The organism is Hydrogenophaga sp. SL48, from assembly GCF_021729865.1.
Classification (GTDB): domain Bacteria; phylum Pseudomonadota; class Gammaproteobacteria; order Burkholderiales; family Burkholderiaceae_C; genus Hydrogenophaga.
On the sequence record NZ_CP063400.1, the window covers coordinates 4,014,117 to 4,030,301 of the forward strand.

Annotated in this window: 22 protein-coding genes, 1 tRNA gene and 1 pseudogene; 6 read left to right on the forward strand and 18 right to left on the reverse strand. The window is 63.1% G+C overall.

Annotation, left to right across the window (positions count from 1 at the left end; genetic code table 11):
• The first annotated feature begins 88 nt into the window (after positions 1-88).
• The 6 genes from IM738_RS18975 to IM738_RS19000 all read left to right on the forward strand — a co-directional run bounded on the left by IM738_RS18975 (position 89) and on the right by IM738_RS19000 (position 7,377).
• A complete protein-coding gene (locus IM738_RS18975; RefSeq protein WP_236962604.1) occupies positions 89-2,554 on the forward strand; it encodes a bifunctional salicylyl-CoA 5-hydroxylase/oxidoreductase in 2,466 nt (821 codons plus the stop codon).
• Between the two features lie 67 nt (positions 2,555-2,621).
• On the forward strand, positions 2,622-3,125 hold the full coding sequence (locus IM738_RS18980; protein WP_236962605.1) for a MarR family winged helix-turn-helix transcriptional regulator: 504 nt from the start codon (positions 2,622-2,624) through the stop codon (positions 3,123-3,125).
• Between the two features lie 7 nt (positions 3,126-3,132).
• The gene (locus IM738_RS18985; protein WP_236962606.1) at positions 3,133-3,987 is read left to right on the forward strand and encodes an enoyl-CoA hydratase family protein; all 855 of its coding nucleotides are present in this window, start codon (positions 3,133-3,135) and stop codon (positions 3,985-3,987) included.
• 98 nt (positions 3,988-4,085) lie between these two features.
• Positions 4,086-5,291: an acyl-CoA dehydrogenase family protein gene (locus IM738_RS18990; protein ID WP_236962607.1), complete on the forward strand. Its 1,206-nt coding sequence runs from the start codon at positions 4,086-4,088 to the stop codon at positions 5,289-5,291.
• A 14-nt stretch (positions 5,292-5,305) separates the two neighbouring features.
• On the forward strand, positions 5,306-6,964 hold the full coding sequence (locus tag IM738_RS18995; RefSeq protein WP_236962608.1) for an AMP-binding protein: 1,659 nt from the start codon (positions 5,306-5,308) through the stop codon (positions 6,962-6,964).
• A gap of 20 nt (positions 6,965-6,984) precedes the next feature.
• Positions 6,985-7,377, forward strand: a complete 393-nt coding sequence (locus IM738_RS19000) for a RidA family protein (RefSeq protein WP_236962609.1) — start codon at positions 6,985-6,987, stop codon at positions 7,375-7,377.
• Between the two features lie 117 nt (positions 7,378-7,494).
• Here the strand turns inward: IM738_RS19000 and IM738_RS19005 are convergent.
• From IM738_RS19005 to rplX, 18 genes and pseudogenes are all read right to left on the reverse strand, one after another.
• Positions 7,495-7,571, reverse strand: a tRNA-Met gene (locus IM738_RS19005).
• A 17-nt stretch (positions 7,572-7,588) separates the two neighbouring features.
• The gene (rplQ, locus tag IM738_RS19010; protein WP_236962610.1) at positions 7,589-7,984 is read right to left on the reverse strand and encodes a 50S ribosomal protein L17; all 396 of its coding nucleotides are present in this window, start codon (positions 7,982-7,984) and stop codon (positions 7,589-7,591) included.
• A 73-nt stretch (positions 7,985-8,057) separates the two neighbouring features.
• Entirely contained in the window at positions 8,058-9,044 is a 987-nt protein-coding gene (locus IM738_RS19015) for a DNA-directed RNA polymerase subunit alpha (protein WP_236962611.1), read from the reverse strand.
• 93 nt (positions 9,045-9,137) lie between these two features.
• A complete protein-coding gene (gene rpsD, locus IM738_RS19020; RefSeq protein ID WP_236962612.1) occupies positions 9,138-9,761 on the reverse strand; it encodes a 30S ribosomal protein S4 in 624 nt (207 codons plus the stop codon).
• 163 nt (positions 9,762-9,924) lie between these two features.
• Complete coding sequence (gene rpsK / locus IM738_RS19025) at positions 9,925-10,329, reverse strand: 30S ribosomal protein S11 (protein ID WP_077329695.1); 405 nt, start codon at positions 10,327-10,329, stop codon at positions 9,925-9,927.
• Between the two features lie 18 nt (positions 10,330-10,347).
• Positions 10,348-10,713, reverse strand: a complete 366-nt coding sequence (rpsM, locus tag IM738_RS19030) for a 30S ribosomal protein S13 (protein WP_077329693.1) — start codon at positions 10,711-10,713, stop codon at positions 10,348-10,350.
• Positions 10,714-10,736: 23 nt separating this feature from the next.
• Positions 10,737-10,850, reverse strand: coding sequence for a 50S ribosomal protein L36 (rpmJ, locus tag IM738_RS19035; RefSeq protein ID WP_066157211.1), 114 nt, complete (start codon positions 10,848-10,850; stop codon positions 10,737-10,739).
• A gap of 42 nt (positions 10,851-10,892) precedes the next feature.
• Positions 10,893-11,095: pseudogene (infA, locus tag IM738_RS19040) on the reverse strand (translation initiation factor IF-1).
• Positions 11,096-11,135: 40 nt separating this feature from the next.
• Positions 11,136-12,443, reverse strand: coding sequence for a preprotein translocase subunit SecY (gene secY, locus IM738_RS19045; RefSeq protein ID WP_236962613.1), 1,308 nt, complete (start codon positions 12,441-12,443; stop codon positions 11,136-11,138).
• Between the two features lie 23 nt (positions 12,444-12,466).
• On the reverse strand, positions 12,467-12,898 hold the full coding sequence (gene rplO / locus IM738_RS19050) for a 50S ribosomal protein L15 (protein ID WP_236962614.1): 432 nt from the start codon (positions 12,896-12,898) through the stop codon (positions 12,467-12,469).
• A 16-nt stretch (positions 12,899-12,914) separates the two neighbouring features.
• Positions 12,915-13,103 (reverse strand): 50S ribosomal protein L30, encoded by a 189-nt coding sequence (gene rpmD, locus IM738_RS19055; protein WP_236962615.1) that lies wholly within the window; start codon positions 13,101-13,103, stop codon positions 12,915-12,917.
• Positions 13,104-13,114: 11 nt separating this feature from the next.
• A complete protein-coding gene (gene rpsE / locus IM738_RS19060; protein WP_077329685.1) occupies positions 13,115-13,633 on the reverse strand; it encodes a 30S ribosomal protein S5 in 519 nt (172 codons plus the stop codon).
• Positions 13,634-13,651: 18 nt separating this feature from the next.
• Complete coding sequence (rplR, locus tag IM738_RS19065) at positions 13,652-14,017, reverse strand: 50S ribosomal protein L18 (RefSeq protein ID WP_077329683.1); 366 nt, start codon at positions 14,015-14,017, stop codon at positions 13,652-13,654.
• Positions 14,018-14,028: 11 nt separating this feature from the next.
• Entirely contained in the window at positions 14,029-14,562 is a 534-nt protein-coding gene (gene rplF / locus IM738_RS19070; protein ID WP_236962616.1) for a 50S ribosomal protein L6, read from the reverse strand.
• Positions 14,563-14,586: 24 nt separating this feature from the next.
• A complete protein-coding gene (rpsH, locus tag IM738_RS19075) occupies positions 14,587-14,982 on the reverse strand; it encodes a 30S ribosomal protein S8 (RefSeq protein ID WP_236962617.1) in 396 nt (131 codons plus the stop codon).
• An 18-nt stretch (positions 14,983-15,000) separates the two neighbouring features.
• The gene (gene rpsN, locus IM738_RS19080; protein WP_077329677.1) at positions 15,001-15,306 is read right to left on the reverse strand and encodes a 30S ribosomal protein S14; all 306 of its coding nucleotides are present in this window, start codon (positions 15,304-15,306) and stop codon (positions 15,001-15,003) included.
• A gap of 8 nt (positions 15,307-15,314) precedes the next feature.
• On the reverse strand, positions 15,315-15,854 hold the full coding sequence (gene rplE, locus IM738_RS19085) for a 50S ribosomal protein L5 (RefSeq protein WP_236962618.1): 540 nt from the start codon (positions 15,852-15,854) through the stop codon (positions 15,315-15,317).
• 2 nt (positions 15,855-15,856) lie between these two features.
• Complete coding sequence (rplX, locus tag IM738_RS19090; protein WP_236962619.1) at positions 15,857-16,177, reverse strand: 50S ribosomal protein L24; 321 nt, start codon at positions 16,175-16,177, stop codon at positions 15,857-15,859.
• Positions 16,178-16,185: the final 8 nt, after the last annotated feature.

Sequence of the window (16,185 nt, forward strand, 5' to 3'; positions counted from 1 at the left end):
CGTGGGCGCGCAGAAGATACCGGGTCCATCAACGCGGTTCGGGTTTACCCGGTTGGTCGAATATATTTCAGGTCTAAACTAATTAGGCATGAACACCTCTCATCCAGCGCTGCGGCGCATCCTGTGCATCGGTGGTGGGCCTGCGGGCCTGTATTTCGCGCTGCTCATGAAGCGGCGCGACCCCTCGCTCACCGTCACGGTGGTCGAGCGCAACCGGCCGTTCGACACCTTTGGCTGGGGCGTGGTGTTCTCCGACCAGACGCTGCAGAACCTGAAGAAGGCCGACCCGGAATCGGCCCAGCAGATGGCCGACGCCTTCAACCACTGGGACGACATTGAGGTCTTCTACAAGGGCGGCCGCGTGCGCTCCGGTGGTCACGGCTTCATCGGCATCGGGCGCAAGCGCCTGCTCAACATCCTGCAGGAACGCTGTCTGGCCCTCGGTGTGGACCTGGTGTTCGAGACCGACGTGACCGACGACCAGGCACTGGCGCAGCAGTACAACGCCGACCTCGTGATCGCGAGCGACGGCCTGAACAGCCGCATCCGCACGCGCTACGAGAGCACCTTCCAGCCCGACATCGACACCCGCCAGTGCCGCTTCGTCTGGCTGGGCACCAGGAAGACCTTTGACGCCTTCACCTTCGCGTTCGAACAGACCGAGCACGGCTGGTTCCAGGCGCACGCCTACAAGTTCGACGACGAGACCTCAACCTTCATCGTTGAAACGCCGGAAGACGTGTGGAAGGCGCACGGCATCGAAGACATGAGCCAGGAAGACGGCGTGGCGTTCTGCGAAAAGCTGTTCGCGAAGTACCTGGATGGCAACGCCCTGATCAGCAACGCCAAGCACCTGCGCGGCTCGGCCAACTGGATCCGCTTCCCACGCGTGATCTGCCACACCTGGGTGCACTGGCAGGACATTGCCGACCCCCACGCTCCACCGCTGCGCGGGTCGCTGCCCCCCGAGGGGGCTGGTCCGGCTTGGGGCGGCCCGGCGCCGGCCCCTGTCCGCCGCGTTCCCATCGTGCTGATGGGCGACGCCGCGCACACCGCGCACTTCTCCATCGGCAGCGGGACCAAGCTCGCGCTGGAAGACGCGATCGACCTGGCCGACGAGTTCACGCGCCACGCCAACGCCGACATGGCCGAGGTGCTGCAGGGCTACGAAGCGCGCCGCAGTGTCGAGGTGCTGAAGATCCAGAACGCGGCGCGCAACTCCACCGAGTGGTTCGAGAACGTCGACCGCTACACCGGCATGGACATTGAGCAGTTCAGCTACTCGCTGCTCACGCGCAGCCAGCGCATCAGCCACGAGAACCTGCGGCTGCGCGATGCGAACTGGCTCGAAGGCTACGAGGCATGGCTGGAGTCCAAAGCCGCACCCGGCACCGCGCCCAAGAAGCACCCCACGCCGCCCATGTTGCTGCCGCTGAAGGTGCGCGGCGTCGAGCTGAAGAACCGCATCGTCGTCTCGCCCATGGCGCAGTACAAGGCCACGGATGGCGTGGCCGGCGACTGGCACCTGATGCACCTGGGCGCGCGCGCTGTCGGTGGTGCGGCACTGGTGATGGTGGAGATGACCAGCCCCACGCCCGAAGGCCGCATCACCCCCGGCTGCCCGGGCCTGTGGAACGACGTGCAGCAGGCCGCCTTCCAGCGCATCGTGGACTTTGCGCACAGCAACAGCCACGCGAAGATCGGCATCCAGCTCGGCCACAGCGGACCCAAGGGCTCCACGCAGCTCGGCTGGGAGACCACCGACGAGCCACTGCAGCAAGGCAACTGGCCGCTGCTCTCGGCCAGCGCCGTGCCCTATGGCGAGCAGAACCAGGTGCCCCAGGCGATGACCCGCGCCGACATGGACACGATGACCGCGGCCTTTGTGGCGTCCACGCAGCGCGCCGCCGCCGCCGGCTTCGACTGGCTGGAGCTGCACGCCGCCCACGGCTACCTGCTCTCGGCCTTCATCTGCCCGCTCACCAACCAGCGCACCGACGACTACGGCGGCTCGCTCGAAAACCGCTGCCGCTACCCGCTGGAGGTGTTCGCCGCCATGCGCGCCGCGTGGCCCGCCGACAAGCCCATGAGCGTGCGCATCTCGGCGCACGACTGGGCGCCCGGTGGCAACACGCCCGACGACGCGGTGGCCATGGCGCGGCTGTTCAAGGCCGCCGGCTGCGACGTGATCGACGTGTCTTCGGGCCAGACCACGCGCCAGGCCAAACCCGTCTATGGCCGCATGTACCAGACACCCTTCGCCGACCGCGTGCGCAACGAGGTGGGCATCCTGACCATGGCGGTGGGCGCCATCAGCGAGGCCGACCACGCCAACAGCATCATCGGCGCTGGCCGCGCCGACCTCTGCGCCGTGGCCCGTCCGCACCTGGCCGACCCGGCCTGGACGCTGCACGAAGCGGCCAGGTTGCAGACCCGTGCGGTGGACTGGCCGCTGCCTTACCTGAGCGGGCGCGACCAGCTCTACCGCGAGATCGCGCGCCAGCAGGCGCTGCAGGGCACCGTCGCCACGCAAGACCCCGCCGAGGCCCAGTGACATGAGCGCAGCACCGGGCCGCCCCCAGCCAGCTCGCACCGCAGCCCGATAGGGCGAAGGAATTTCCATGCTCACCGACACCCTCGATCTCGAAGCCCGCGCCCACAGCGAACACGCGCAGGAGCTGCGCCTCTGGTTGCGCCTGCTCACCTGTTCACAACTGATCGAAAAGCGCGTGCGCGTGGGCCTGCGCGAACAGTTCGACACCACACTGCCCCGCTTCGACCTGATGGCCCAGCTGGAACGCCACCCCGAGGGCCTGAAGATGAAGGAGCTGTCGCACCGGCTCATGGTCACCGGCGGCAACGTCACCGGCATCACCGACCAGCTGGTGGCTGAAGGGCTGGTGGAACGCATGGCGGTCGAAGGCGACCGCCGCGCCTTCCTCGTGCGCCTCACCCCCGAGGGTCGCAGCGCCTTCGAGCGCATGGCGGCGCAGCACGAGCAGTGGATCGTCGAAGCCTTCGACGGCCTGTCACCGCGCGATCTCGACCAGCTGCACAAGCTGCTGGGCAAAGTGAAACAACACCAACGGGACCTGAACCAGCGCACCGTCACAGAAGCAGAGTAAACACGCCATGAAACACCCCATCCCAGATCACAACCCCATGCGTGCGCAGTACAGCGCGATGGCCGGCGCCACCCCCAGGCACTTCGCCCTCAGCGTCGCCGACGGCGTGGCCACCCTCACGCTGAACCGGCCCGAACGCAAGAACCCGCTCACCTTCGACTCCTACGCCGAACTGCGCGACTGGTTCCTCGGCCTGCAGCGCGCCACCGACATCAAGGCGGTGGTGCTCACCGGCGCGGGCGGCAACTTCTGCTCGGGCGGGGACGTGCACGAGATCATCGGCCCGCTCACGAAGATGACGATGCCCGAGCTGCTGGCCTTCACCCGCATGACGGGCGCCCTGGTCAGCGCCATGCGCGCCTGCCCGCAGCCCATCGTGGCCGCGCTCGACGGCGTGTGCGCCGGGGCCGGCGCGATGATGGCGCTGGCCTCGGACCTGCGCCTGGGCACCCCCGGGGCCACGGTCGCTTTCCTGTTCACCCGCGTGGGCCTGGCCGGCGCCGACATGGGCGCCTGTGCCCTGCTGCCACGCATGATCGGCCAAGGCCGTGCGAGCGAGCTGCTCTTCACCGGCCGCGCCATGACCGCAGCGGAAGGCCACGCCTGGGGCTTCTTCAACGCGCTGCATGAGAGCGATGCGCTGCTGCCTGCCGCGCACAAGCTGGCATCCCAACTGGCGCAGGGCCCGACCTTCGCGCACGGCATGACCAAGACGATGCTGCACCAGGAGTGGGCCATGACGCTGGACCAGGCCATCGAGGCCGAGGCGCAGGCCCAGGCCATCTGCATGCAGACGCAGGATTTCACCCGTGCCTACGAGGCGTTCGCCGCCAAGCAGCGCCCGGTCTTCGAAGGCGATTGAGGACAACAACATGCACCCCCACGCTCATCACTTCGTGTATTCGCTGCCCCCCAAAGGGGCGCTGGCCACCCTTGGGGCGGCCCGGCGGGAGTCCTGACATGGTCGCCTTCGAACACCCCCACCCACACGGCGCGCTGGCGCCGACCGCACACCTCGAACTGCCCTTCTTCGATGACGCCCACCGCGCGCTCGCCAATGGTCTCGTGACCTGGGCGCGCGAGCAGCACGTCGACGAGTCCGACGACCGGGCCGCCTGCCGTGAATGGGTGCAACGCCTGGGCGCCGCCGGCTGGCTGCGTTACTGCGTGCCCGAAGCCCACGGCGGCGCGCTGCCCACGCTGGACTCGCGCGCGCTGGTGATCCTGCGTGAGACCCTGGCCTTTCATTCACCGCTGGCCGACTTCGCCTTCGCCATGCAAGGCCTGGGCAGCGGTGCCATCACGCTGGCCGGCACGCCCGCCCAGCAGTCGCGCTACCTGCGCGCCGTGGCCAGCGGCGAGAAGATCGCGGCCTTTGCCTTGAGCGAACCCGATGCCGGCTCCGACGTCGCCGCGATGGCGTTGAGCGCCACGCAGACAGCGACCGGCTGGCAACTGAACGGCCAGAAAACCTGGATCAGCAATGGCGGCATGGCGGACTTCTACGTGGTGTTCGCCAAGACCGATCCGGGCGCAGGCGCGCGCGGCATCAGCGCCTTCATCGTCGACGCTGATGCGCCGGGCCTGGACAGCAGCGCCCACATCCAGGTGATGGCGCCTCACCCGCTGGCCACATTGGCTTTCAGCGACTGCACCATCGCCCATGACGCACTGGTCGGCAGCGTGAACGGCGGTTTCAAGCTCGCCATGCAGACGCTGGACATCTTCCGCGCCTCGGTCGCCGCCGCTGCGCTGGGCATGGCGCGCCGCGCCTTTGCCGAGGCGGTGGCCCACGCCAAGAGCCGCAAGATGTTCGGGCAGACCCTGGCCGACTTCCAGCTCACGCAGGCCAGGCTGGGCGAGATGAGCGCGCTGATCGACGCCGCCGCCCTGCTCACCTACCGCGCCGCCTGGCAACGCGACTGCAGCAGCACCAGCGGCGCCGGCACACCGGCCTACACCGCCGCGGCCGCCAGCGCCAAGCTCACCGCCACCGAGAACGCACAAAAGGTCATCGACATGGCGCTGCAGATGTTCGGCGGCCGCGGCGTGCAGGTCGGCCAGACCATCGAACACCTCTACCGCGACATCCGCTCGCTGCGCATCTACGAAGGTGCGAGCGAGGTGCAGCTGCTCATCCTGGGCAAGAACGCCCTGAAAGCCTGAGTCTGGAGAACAGCATGGAAACCCACCCTTCTGCCCAACCCGACCGTTTCGTCCATGAGCGCCTGCCGTCGCGTGAACAATGGCCCGAGCTGTGCTACGACCTGCCCGAGCTGCAACAGCTGCCCGCGCAGCTCAACGTGGTGCAAAGGCTGTTTGACCGGGCCACGGGGCACGGCCACGCGGACCGACCCTTCCTGCGCAGCGACGAGCGCACACTGAGCTACGCGCAAGCCCGGGCCGAGGTGAACCGACTCTCGAACGTGCTGGCCCAGATGGGCCTGCAACCCGGCAACCGTGTGCTGCTGCGAGGCGGCAACTCGGTCGCGATGGCGCTGGCCTGGCTGGCCGTGGTGCAGAGCGGGCTGATCGCGGTGGCCACCATGCCGCTGCTGCGCGCCACGGAGCTCAAGGCCATCATCGACAAGTCGAAGCCTTCAGTGGCGCTGTGCGACGTGAAGCTGCAGGACGAGCTCAAGGCGGCCCTGGCCCTGAGTCCGGACACGGCAGGCCTGCCGCTGCGCCTGTTCAACACCGGCGACGCGGCCGTGGTGCTCGGCGATTCGCTCGAAGCGCTGGCCCGCCACGCCAGTGACCAAGCCTCCCCCTGCCCCACCAGCGCCGACGACATCGCGCTGCTGGCCTTCACCTCCGGCACCACCGGCAGCCCGAAGGCGGCGGTGCACACGCACCGCGACGTGCTGGCAGCCTGCGAAACCTGGCCGCGCCACGTGCTGCGCGCCACGCCGGACGACATCGTCATGGGCTCACCCCCGCTGGCCTTCACCTTCGGCCTGGGTGGCCTGCTGGTGTTCCCCATGTGGGCGGGCGCCTCGGTCTACTTCCCGGGCATTCCCTACACGCCCGAGGCCATGGTCAAGCTCATCGGCCAGGTGGGCGCCACCATCTGCTACACGGCGCCCACCTTCTACCGCCAGATGGCCGCGTTCGCGAAACAGCACGGCATCGGCCGTTTGCGCATCAGCGTCAGCGCCGGCGAGGGCTTGCCCGACGCCACGCGCCAGCTCTGGAAGGAGGCCAGCGGCCTGGAGATGCTCGACGGCATCGGCGCCACCGAGATGTTCCACATCTTCATCTCATCCCCACCTGAGTCCGTGAAGCGCGGTGCGATCGGGCAAGTGGTGCCTGGCTACCAGGCGAAGATCGTCAACGAGCAGGGGGAAGAGCTGCCGCGTGGCCAGGTCGGCCGCCTGGCCGTGAAAGGCGCGACAGGCTGCAAGTACCTCGACGACGCGCGCCAGGCGGTGTATGTGCAGGACGGCTGGAACTTCCCGGGCGATGCCTTCAGTCAGGACGACGACGGCTATTTCGTCTATCAGGCCCGCACCGACGACATGATCATCACCGCCGGCTACAACGTGGCCGGTCCCGAAGTGGAGGCGGCCCTGATGCAACATCCGGCGGTGGCCGAATGCGGCGTGGTCGGGCGTCCCGACGACGAGCGCGGCATGGTGATCCTGGCCTACGTGGTGCTCAAGCAAGGACAGACCGGCGACGACGCCCAGATCAAGCTCCTTCAGGACCATGTCAAGCACTCGCTGGCCCCCTACAAGTACCCGCGGGAGGTGCGTTTTGTCACCGCCCTGCCGCGCACCGAGACCGGCAAGCTCCAGCGCTTTGCGCTGCGCAAGATGGCCATCGACACCAACGCCTGACGGCACAGAGAAAGCACCCCATGCAAAAACTGCAACCGCCCGGCTGGGCCACCCCCAAGGGCTATGCCAACGGCGTCTCCGCCCGCGGAACACTGGTTTTCGTCGGCGGCCAGATCGGCTGGAACGCCGCTCAGGAGTTCGAAAGCGACGACTTCATTCACCAGACCAAGCAGGCGCTGCAGAACGTGCATGCCGTGCTGACCAGCGCCGGTGCCGGCCCCGAGCACATGGCGCGCATGACCTGGTACATCACCGACCGCGACGAATACAACACCCGTCTGCGCGAACTGGGATCGGCCTACCGGGACGTGATGGGCAAACACTTCCCGGCGATGACCTGCGTGGAGGTCAGTCGCCTGGTGGAAGCGCGCGCCAAGGTGGAGATCGAAGTGACGGCGGTGCTGCCAGATTGAGGCACCGCTCCATTGGGAGCACCACGGGGCAGATCACAGGCCCCATCTGCCATCTCGCAGAAACAACAAAGCCCGCTGAAAGCGGGCTTTGTTGAGGAACTCTGGTCAGTTCCGGATTGGTTGCGGAGGCAAGATTTGAACTTGCGACCTTTGGGTTATGAGCCCAACGAGCTACCAGGCTGCTCCACTCCGCGTCAAGCCTTGTATTCTATCACGCTTTCGCGTCATCTGCCGCCGGAGCAGCTTCTTCTGCGCGATCCACCAGTTCGACGAGCGCCATCGGAGCGTTGTCGCCCACGCGGTAACCCATCTTCAGAATGCGGGTGTAGCCACCAGGACGAGCGGCAAAGCGCGGGCCCAGTTCGTTGAACAGCTTCACGACCACATCGCGGTCACGCAGGCGGTCAAATGCCAGGCGGCGGTTGGCCACGGTGGCCACTTTGGCCAGGGTGATCATGGGTTCGACCACACGGCGCAGCTCTTTGGCCTTGGGCACCGTGGTCTTGATGACTTCGTGCGTGAGCAGCGAGTTCATCATGTTGCGCAGCATGGCGAGGCGGTGCTCGCTCGTGCGGTTGAGTTTGCGAAGTCCGTGTCCGTGACGCATTTCATGTTCCTTTCAGTGTTTTGCCCCCAGCCGGATCAGGTACTGGGAGTTCGTCCGACGTTGATCGACGGGATCAGTGTTTGTCGAGACCGGCCGGCGGCCAGTTTTCGAGCTTCATACCCAAGGTGAGACCGCGAGAAGCGAGCACTTCCTTGATTTCGTTGAGCGACTTTCGACCCAGGTTGGGGGTCTTGAGCAGCTCGTTCTCGGTGCGCTGGATCAGGTCACCGATGTAATAGATGTTCTCGGCCTTGAGGCAGTTGGCCGAACGAACCGTAAGTTCCAACTCGTCCACCGGACGCAGCAAGATCGGGTCAAACTGCTGCGAGCTGCGCTGGGCCGGTGCGTCGAAAGCGGAGAGCTCCACACCTTCGAGTTGTGCAAACACCGCGAGTTGCTCCACCAGAATCTTGGCTGATGCCCGCACGGCTTCTTCAGGACCAATGGAACCGTTGGTCTCGATCTCCAGCACGAGCTTGTCCAGGTCGGTGCGCTGCTCGACGCGAGCGCTCTCAACGGTGTAGCTCACGCGCTTGATCGGCGAGAACGATGCGTCGAGCACGATGCGACCCAGCGAGCGCGACTGGTCGTCGTTGCGACGCAGGCTGCCCGGCACGTAACCACGGCCTTTTTCGACCTTGATCTGCATATCCAGCTTGGCACCGGCCGACAACGTGGCGATCACGTGACCCGGGTTGACAATTTCCACGTCGTGCGGGGTCTGGATGTCGGCAGCAGTGACCAAGCCTTCGCCATCTTTACGCAAGCTCAGGGTGACTTCATCGCGGTTGTGCAGTTTGAAGACCACGCCCTTGAGGTTCAGAAGCATGTTGACCACGTCTTCCTGGACGCCGTCAATGGAAGAGTACTCGTGCACCACGCCAGCGATGGTGACCTCGGTCGGCGCATGGCCGGTCATGGAGGAGAGCAACACGCGACGCAGGGCATTGCCCAGGGTGTGACCATAGCCACGCTCGAAAGGCTCCAGGGTCACCTTGGCGCGGTTGGTCGAGAGTTGCTCGACGTTGATGGTTTTGGGCTTGAGCAGATTGTTCAACATTCAGACTTCCTTCAGTACCCTCGGCTCGTTACACCGATAAGGCAGACGGAGCATGGCCCGGCCACCACCCTCAGGTGGAAACCGGGAACGAAATTAACGGGAATACAGTTCGACGATCAGCGATTCGTTGATGTCGGAACCAAACTCGTCGCGGTCGGGCGATTTCTTGAACACGCCCTCAGCCTTGTCGGAGGCCACGTCCACCCAAGCAGGGAAGCCAATCTGTTTGGCCAGCTCCAGGGCTTCGATCACACGAGCCTGCTTCTTGGATTTCTCGCGCACGGCGATCACATCGCCTGCCTTGACCGAGTAGGACGGAATGTTCACGGACTTGCCGTTGACTGTGATCGCCTTGTGCGACACGATCTGACGCGCTTCAGCGCGGGTCGAGGCGAAGCCCATGCGGAACACGACGTTGTCCAGACGCGCTTCCAGCAGGAACAGCAGGTTGGCACCGGTGTTGCCACGACGGCGATCGGCTTCGGCGAAGTAGCGGCGGAACTGGCGCTCCAGCACGCCGTAGGTGCGCTTGACCTTCTGCTTCTCGCGCAGCTGCAGGCCGAAATCGGAGGTGCGCTGACCCGAGGTGCGGCCATGCTGACCTGGTTTGGAGTCGAACTTGGCCTTGTCGCTGATGGAGCGGCGAGCGCTCTTGAGCAATAGGTCGGAGCCTTCACGGCGGGAAAGTTTGGCCTTGGGGCCGAGGTAACGTGCCACGTTGATGTCCTATGGTTTCTACCGCAACCGAGATGTCGCGGGAGCCGTCCTTCGCAAAGGATGGCGGTGGGCTTAGCAAAAAATGCCACCGCAGGCGACTGCGGTGGCGCTCAAAAAAGCTTTTGATTGTACCGCGTGAGCGGCAGCACCGTAAAACGGTGGGTCAGATGCGGCGACGCTTCTGAGGGCGGCAACCGTTGTGAGGCACCGGGGTCACGTCAGCAATCGAGTTGATGCGGATGCCCAGCGCGCCGAGAGCGCGCACCGAGGACTCGCGACCTGGGCCGGGGCCCTTGATCTCGACGTCCAGATTCTTGATGCCCTGCTCAATGGCGGCACGGCCAGCAACTTCCGAGGCCACCTGGGCAGCGAACGGGGTGGACTTGCGCGAGCCCTTGAAGCCCTGACCACCCGACGATGCCCACGACAAAGCATTGCCTTGGCGGTCGGTGATGGTAATGATGGTGTTGTTGAACGACGCGTGCACGTGCGCGATGCCGTCAGCAACGTTCTTGCGAACCTTCTTGCGAACGCGAGCGGATGCGGCGCTGGAGGGAGACTTGGCCATAAGGGTCCTTCAATCCGATTATTTCTTCAGCGACTGGGCGGCCTTGCGGGGACCCTTGCGCGTACGTGCGTTGGTCTTGGTGCGCTGACCGCGAACCGGCAGACCACGGCGGTGACGGAAACCACGGTAGCAACCGATGTCCATCAAACGCTTGATGTTCATCGTGGTTTCCCGGCGCAGATCGCCTTCGATCGTGTACACGCCGACCTGATCACGGACTTTTTCCAGTTCCGCGTCGTTCAGATCCTTGATCTTTTTGGTGTAGTCGATACCGCAAGCCTCGCAAATCTTGCGAGCGCGTGTACGGCCGATGCCAAAAATTGCCGTCAAGCCGATTTCGGCGTGCTTGTGCGGCGGAATGTTGATGCCTGCAATACGAGCCATGTTGGGTCCTCTGAACTTCCGAATCAGCCTTGACGCTGTTTGTGGCGCGGGTCTGTGCAAATGACTCGCACGACGCCTTTGCGCTTGATGATCTTACAGTTGCGGCACATTTTCTTGACCGACGCCGAAACTCTCATAGTCTTCTCCTAGATATTCAAAAACATTCAACCTCTGACCTGTCACTCCGCGCAGAACCAGATCCGCGCCCTGGTCAGGCCGTAGGGCGTGAGCTCCACTTTGACCTTGTCATCCGGCAGGATCCGGATGGAATGCATCCGCATCTTGCCGGACATGTGGCCCAGAACCACATATCCATCTCATTTTTCAGCTTGACCCCGCCGGTTGGGTTGGGCAGGTTTTCAACCACCACCACCCCTTGCATCTCAATCACATTGTCTCTAGACACATGATCAAAAGCAGGATCAATTTTTAAAGCTGGCCTTCTTCAACAACGATTCGTATTGCTGAGACATCATGTAGTTCTGCACTTGGGCCATGAAGTCCATGGTAACCACCACAATGATCAACAGCGACGTACCACCGAAGTAGAAAGGCACGTTGTATTTCAGAATCAGGAACTCGGGCAACAAACAGACTGCAGTGATGTAAATGGCACCAGCCAGCGTCAGTCTCAGCAAAATCTTGTCGATGTAGCGCGCCGTCTGGTCACCGGGACGAATCCCGGGAATGAAGGCTCCGCTCTTCTTCAGGTTGTCCGCGGTTTCACGGCTGTTGAACACCAGCGCTGTATAGAAGAAACAGAAGAAAACAATGGCAGCAGCGTACAGAGCGACGTAGATCGGCTGGCCCGGCGACAGGGCCGAAGCAATGTCACGCAACCAACGGGTCGAATCACCCGTGCTCACCCAGCTGACCACCGTGGTCGGCAGCAGGATGATGCTGGACGCGAAAATCGGTGGGATCACACCTGCCATGTTCAGCTTGAGCGGCAGGTGCGACGATTGCCCGCCATACACCTTGTTCCCCACCTGACGGCGAGCGTAGTTGACCAAGATCTTGCGCTGACCACGCTCGACAAACACCACGAAGTAGGTCACCAGGACCACCAACGCGATGATGAAAATCGACACCAAGATGTTCATGGCGCCGGTGCGGACCAACTCCAACAACCCGCCGATGGCGCTGGGAAGACCCGCAGCAATACCCGCAAAGATCAGGATCGAAATGCCATTGCCCAAGCCACGCTCGGTGATCTGCTCACCCAGCCACATCAGGAACATCGTTCCAGCCACCAGACTGACCACAGCGGTCAGTCGGAAACCCATCCCCGGGTCAATCACCAGACCGGCTTGACCTTCCAGCGCAAGGGCAATGCCCGTCGCCTGAAAGATGGCCAATGCCAAGGTGCCATAACGGGTGTACGAAGTGATCTTGCGGCGACCTGCTTCGCCCTCCTTCTTCATTTGCTCAAACGTGGGCACCACGTAGGTCATGAGCTGCATGATGATCGAGGCCGAGATGTAAGGCATGATCCCCAGAGCGAACACGGTGAACCGTGAGAGAGCGCCGCCGGAGAACATGTTGAACAAGCTCAGGATGCCGCCCGCCTGGCCCTTGAACAATTGTTCGAGCTGCGCGGGGTCGATGCCAGGCACGGGAATGTGCGCACCGATGCGATACACCACCAGCGCCAGCAGCAGGAACACAAGCCGGCGACGCAGGTCACCGAACTTGCCTGTCTTGGCCAGGGTAGGGGAGGCAGTTGCCACAGCGTTCTTCCGCTCGTGTCCGATCAGGCCAGCGTGCCGCCAGCGGCTTCGATCGAGGCCTTGGCACCGGCAGTGGCGCCAATGTTCTTGAGCGTGACGGCGCGCGTGATCTCACCGGTCTTGATGACCTTGACGCGTTTGGCCAGGTGGGCCACGAGGCCAGCCTGCTTCAGCACCAGAATGTCCACTTCTGCAACATTCAGGGCATTGATGTCGGCCAACGTCACTTCAGCGCTGAACTGCAGTTGCGCAGATTTGAAACCGCGCTTGGGCAGGCGACGCTGCAAAGGCATCTGACCGCCTTCAAAACCCACCTTGTGGTAGCCACCCGAACGCGACTTCTGACCTTTGTGACCGCGGCCGGCTGTCTTGCCCAGGCCAGAGCCGATGCCGCGGCCCACGCGACGCTTGGCGTGTTTGGCGCCTTCTTGGGGCTTGATGCTATTGAGTTCCATGTCTTGCGACTCCGGTTCAGAGTACCTTGACCAGGTAGCTGATCTTGTTGATCATGCCGCGGACGGCAGGCGTGTCCTGCAGCTCACTGGTGCTGTTGAGCTTGCGCAGGCCGAGGCCCCGCACGGTGTCGCGGTGCGACTGCTTGGTTCCAATGGGGCTGCGCACCAGTTGGACCTTGACGGTGTTTTGAGTAGGGGTGGTCATGGTCGCTCCGATCAGCCCAGGATGTCTTCAACCGACTTGCCGCGCTTGGCAGCAACGCTGGCCGGCGTGGTCGAGTTCTGCAGTGCGTCCAGCGTGGCGCGCACCAGGTTGTAGGGGTTGCTCGAGCCATGGCTCTTCGCCACGACGTCGGTGATGCCCAGCACTTCAAAGACAGCGCGCATCGGGCCGCCAGCGATGATGCCGGTACCTTTGGCCGCAGGCAGCATCATGACGTTGGAAGCACCGTGTTCGCCATGCACGCTGTGGTGCAGCGAACCGTTCTTCAGCGACACCTTGATCATGTTGCGACGGGCTTTTTCCATGGCTTTCTGCACAGCCACCGGAACTTCCTTGGCTTTGCCCTTGCCCATGCCGACGCGACCGTCGCCATCACCGACCACGGTCAGTGCAGCGAAGCCGAGAATGCGACCGCCCTTGACCACCTTGGTCACGCGGTTGATCGCGATCATCTTCTCGCGCAGACCGTCGTCGCTCGCTTCGTTTTTTACATTAGCCGTAAATTTAGCCATTTTGTGTATTCCGTTTGATCAGAACTGCAGACCGGCTTCACGGGCCGCGTCTGCCAGGGCTTTCACCCGGCCGTGGTAAGCAAAACCGGAGCGGTCAAACGCCACTTTCTCGATACCTGCGGCTTTGGCCTTTTCAGCGATGCGCTTGCCCACCAGGGCGGCAGCAACGGCGTTGCCGCCCTTGCCAGCGCCGCCGATCTGGGCACGCACTTCCGCTTCGGCCGTCGAAGCCGAAGCCAGCACCTTGGAACCGTCGTCGGAGATGACGCTGGCGTAGATGTGCAGGTTGGTGCGGTTCACGGTCAGGCGGACAGCGCCCTGCTGCGCAATGCGGATGCGCGTCTGGCGGGCACGACGGAGACGTTGCTCTTTTTTGGTCAACATGATCCTGATCCTTATTTCTTCTTGGTTTCCTTGATCGTGATCTTCTCATCCGCATAACGGATGCCCTTGCCCTTGTAGGGTTCGGGGGGGCGCACTGCACGCACCTCAGAAGCGATCTGGCCCACGCGCTGACGGTCCGATCCCTTGATCAGGATTTCGGTCGGCGTCGGGGTTTCCACCTTGATGCCGGCCGGCATATCCATCACCACAGGGTGCGAATAGCCGACCGTGAGGTTGAGCTTGGCGCCTTGGGCCTGGGCTTTGTAGCCCACACCGATCAGCGTCAGCTTCTTTTCGAAGCCTTTGCTCACACCATTGACCATGTTGTTCACCAGCTGACGCATGGTGCCGGACATGGCATTGGCTTCGCGTGATTCGTTCACCGGGGTGAACGACAGCGAACCCGCGTTGTTTTCCACCTTGACCAGCGCGTTCTGCGCCAGCGCCAAGGCACCGAGGGCACCCTTGACGTTGATCAGGTTGTCTTTGACGGCCACTTCCACCCCAGCCGGGACAGAAACGGGCAACTTTCCAATACGTGACATTTCAGTAGCTCCTCAATGCCCGCATCAGGCGACGTAACACAGGACTTCACCACCGACACCGGTGGCGCGCGCCTTGCGGTCGGTCATCACACCCTGTGGCGTGGTGACGATCGCCACACCCAGGCCGTTTTGAACCTGGGGGATGGCATTGCGACCACGATAGACGCGCAGGCCTGGACGGCTGACACGCTCAATGCGCTCGATCACAGGACGGCCAGCGTAGTACTTGAGGGAAATCTCAAGTTCGTTCTTGCCATCATTGCTCTTGACCTGGAATCCGTCGATGTAACCCTCGTCCTTCAGGACCTGGGCAATCGCGGTTTTGACCTTGGAGGCCGGCATCGTCACACTGGCTTTTTCAACCATTTGTGCATTGCGGATGCGGGTCAACATGTCAGCGATAGGATCACTCATGCTCATTTGTGGTTCTCCTAGTGCTTACCAGCTGGCTTTGGTGATGCCGGGAATTTCACCGGCAAAAGCCATTTCACGGACCTTGGCACGGGCCAGGCCGAAGTGGGCGAACGTGCCACGCGGACGACCGGTGATCTCGCAGCGGTTGCGCTGGCGGGTCGGGTTCGCGTTGCGAGGCAGCTTCTGCAGCGCCAGACGGGCCGCATCGCGCTCTTCGTCGGAATGCTTGGCACTGGTCGAAACCGACTTGAGCTCAGCGTATTTCTTGGCGAACTTGGCTGCGAGTTTTTCGCGCTTGATTTCGCGTTGGAGTAGTGCTTGTTTAGCCACGCGCCACCTCAGTTCTTGAACGGGAAACGGAAACCAACCAGCAGAGCCTTGCACTCTGCGTCGTTTTTGGCGGTCGTCGTGATGCTGATGTTGAGGCCGCGCAAGGCATCCACCTTGTCGTACTCGATCTCAGGGAAAATGATCTGCTCTTTGACGCCGATGTTGTAATTGCCACGGCCATCAAACGCCTTGCCCGAAATACCACGAAAGTCGCGCACACGGGGCAATGCCACCGTGACAAAACGGTCGAGGAATTCGTACATGCGGGCACCGCGCAGGGTCACCATGCAGCCGATGGGCTGCTGCTCACGAATCTTGAAACCCGCAATGGCTTTGCGGGCCTTGGTCACCACCGGCTTTTGACCAGCGATCTTGGTCAGGTCGCCCACGGCGCTGTCCATGACTTTCTTGTCGGCAACCGCCTCGCTCACACCCATGTTGAGCGTGATCTTGGTGATGCGCGGGACTTCCATGGCCGACTTGTAGCCAAACTGCTCAATCAGACCAGGGGCGATCTTGTCGCGGTAAATTTCTTGCAAGCGTGTCATGTTCAGGCCGCCTTGATTTCGTCGCCGCTGGACTTGAAGACGCGCACTTTCTTGCCGTCCGCCAGAAGCTTGATGCCCACACGATCAGCCTTGCCCGTGGCGCCATTGAAGATGGCCACATTGGACTGGTGGATCGGCATGGTTTTTTCCACGATGCCGCCGGTCACACCCTTCATGGGGTTCGGCTTGGCATGCTTTTTCACGATGTTGACACCTTCGACAACCAGCTTGCTGTCGTCGGCGCGCAGCACCACTTTGCCGCGCTTGCCTTTGTCGCGGCCGGCAATCACGATGACTTCATCGCCACTACGGATTTTGTTCATGGTGATTC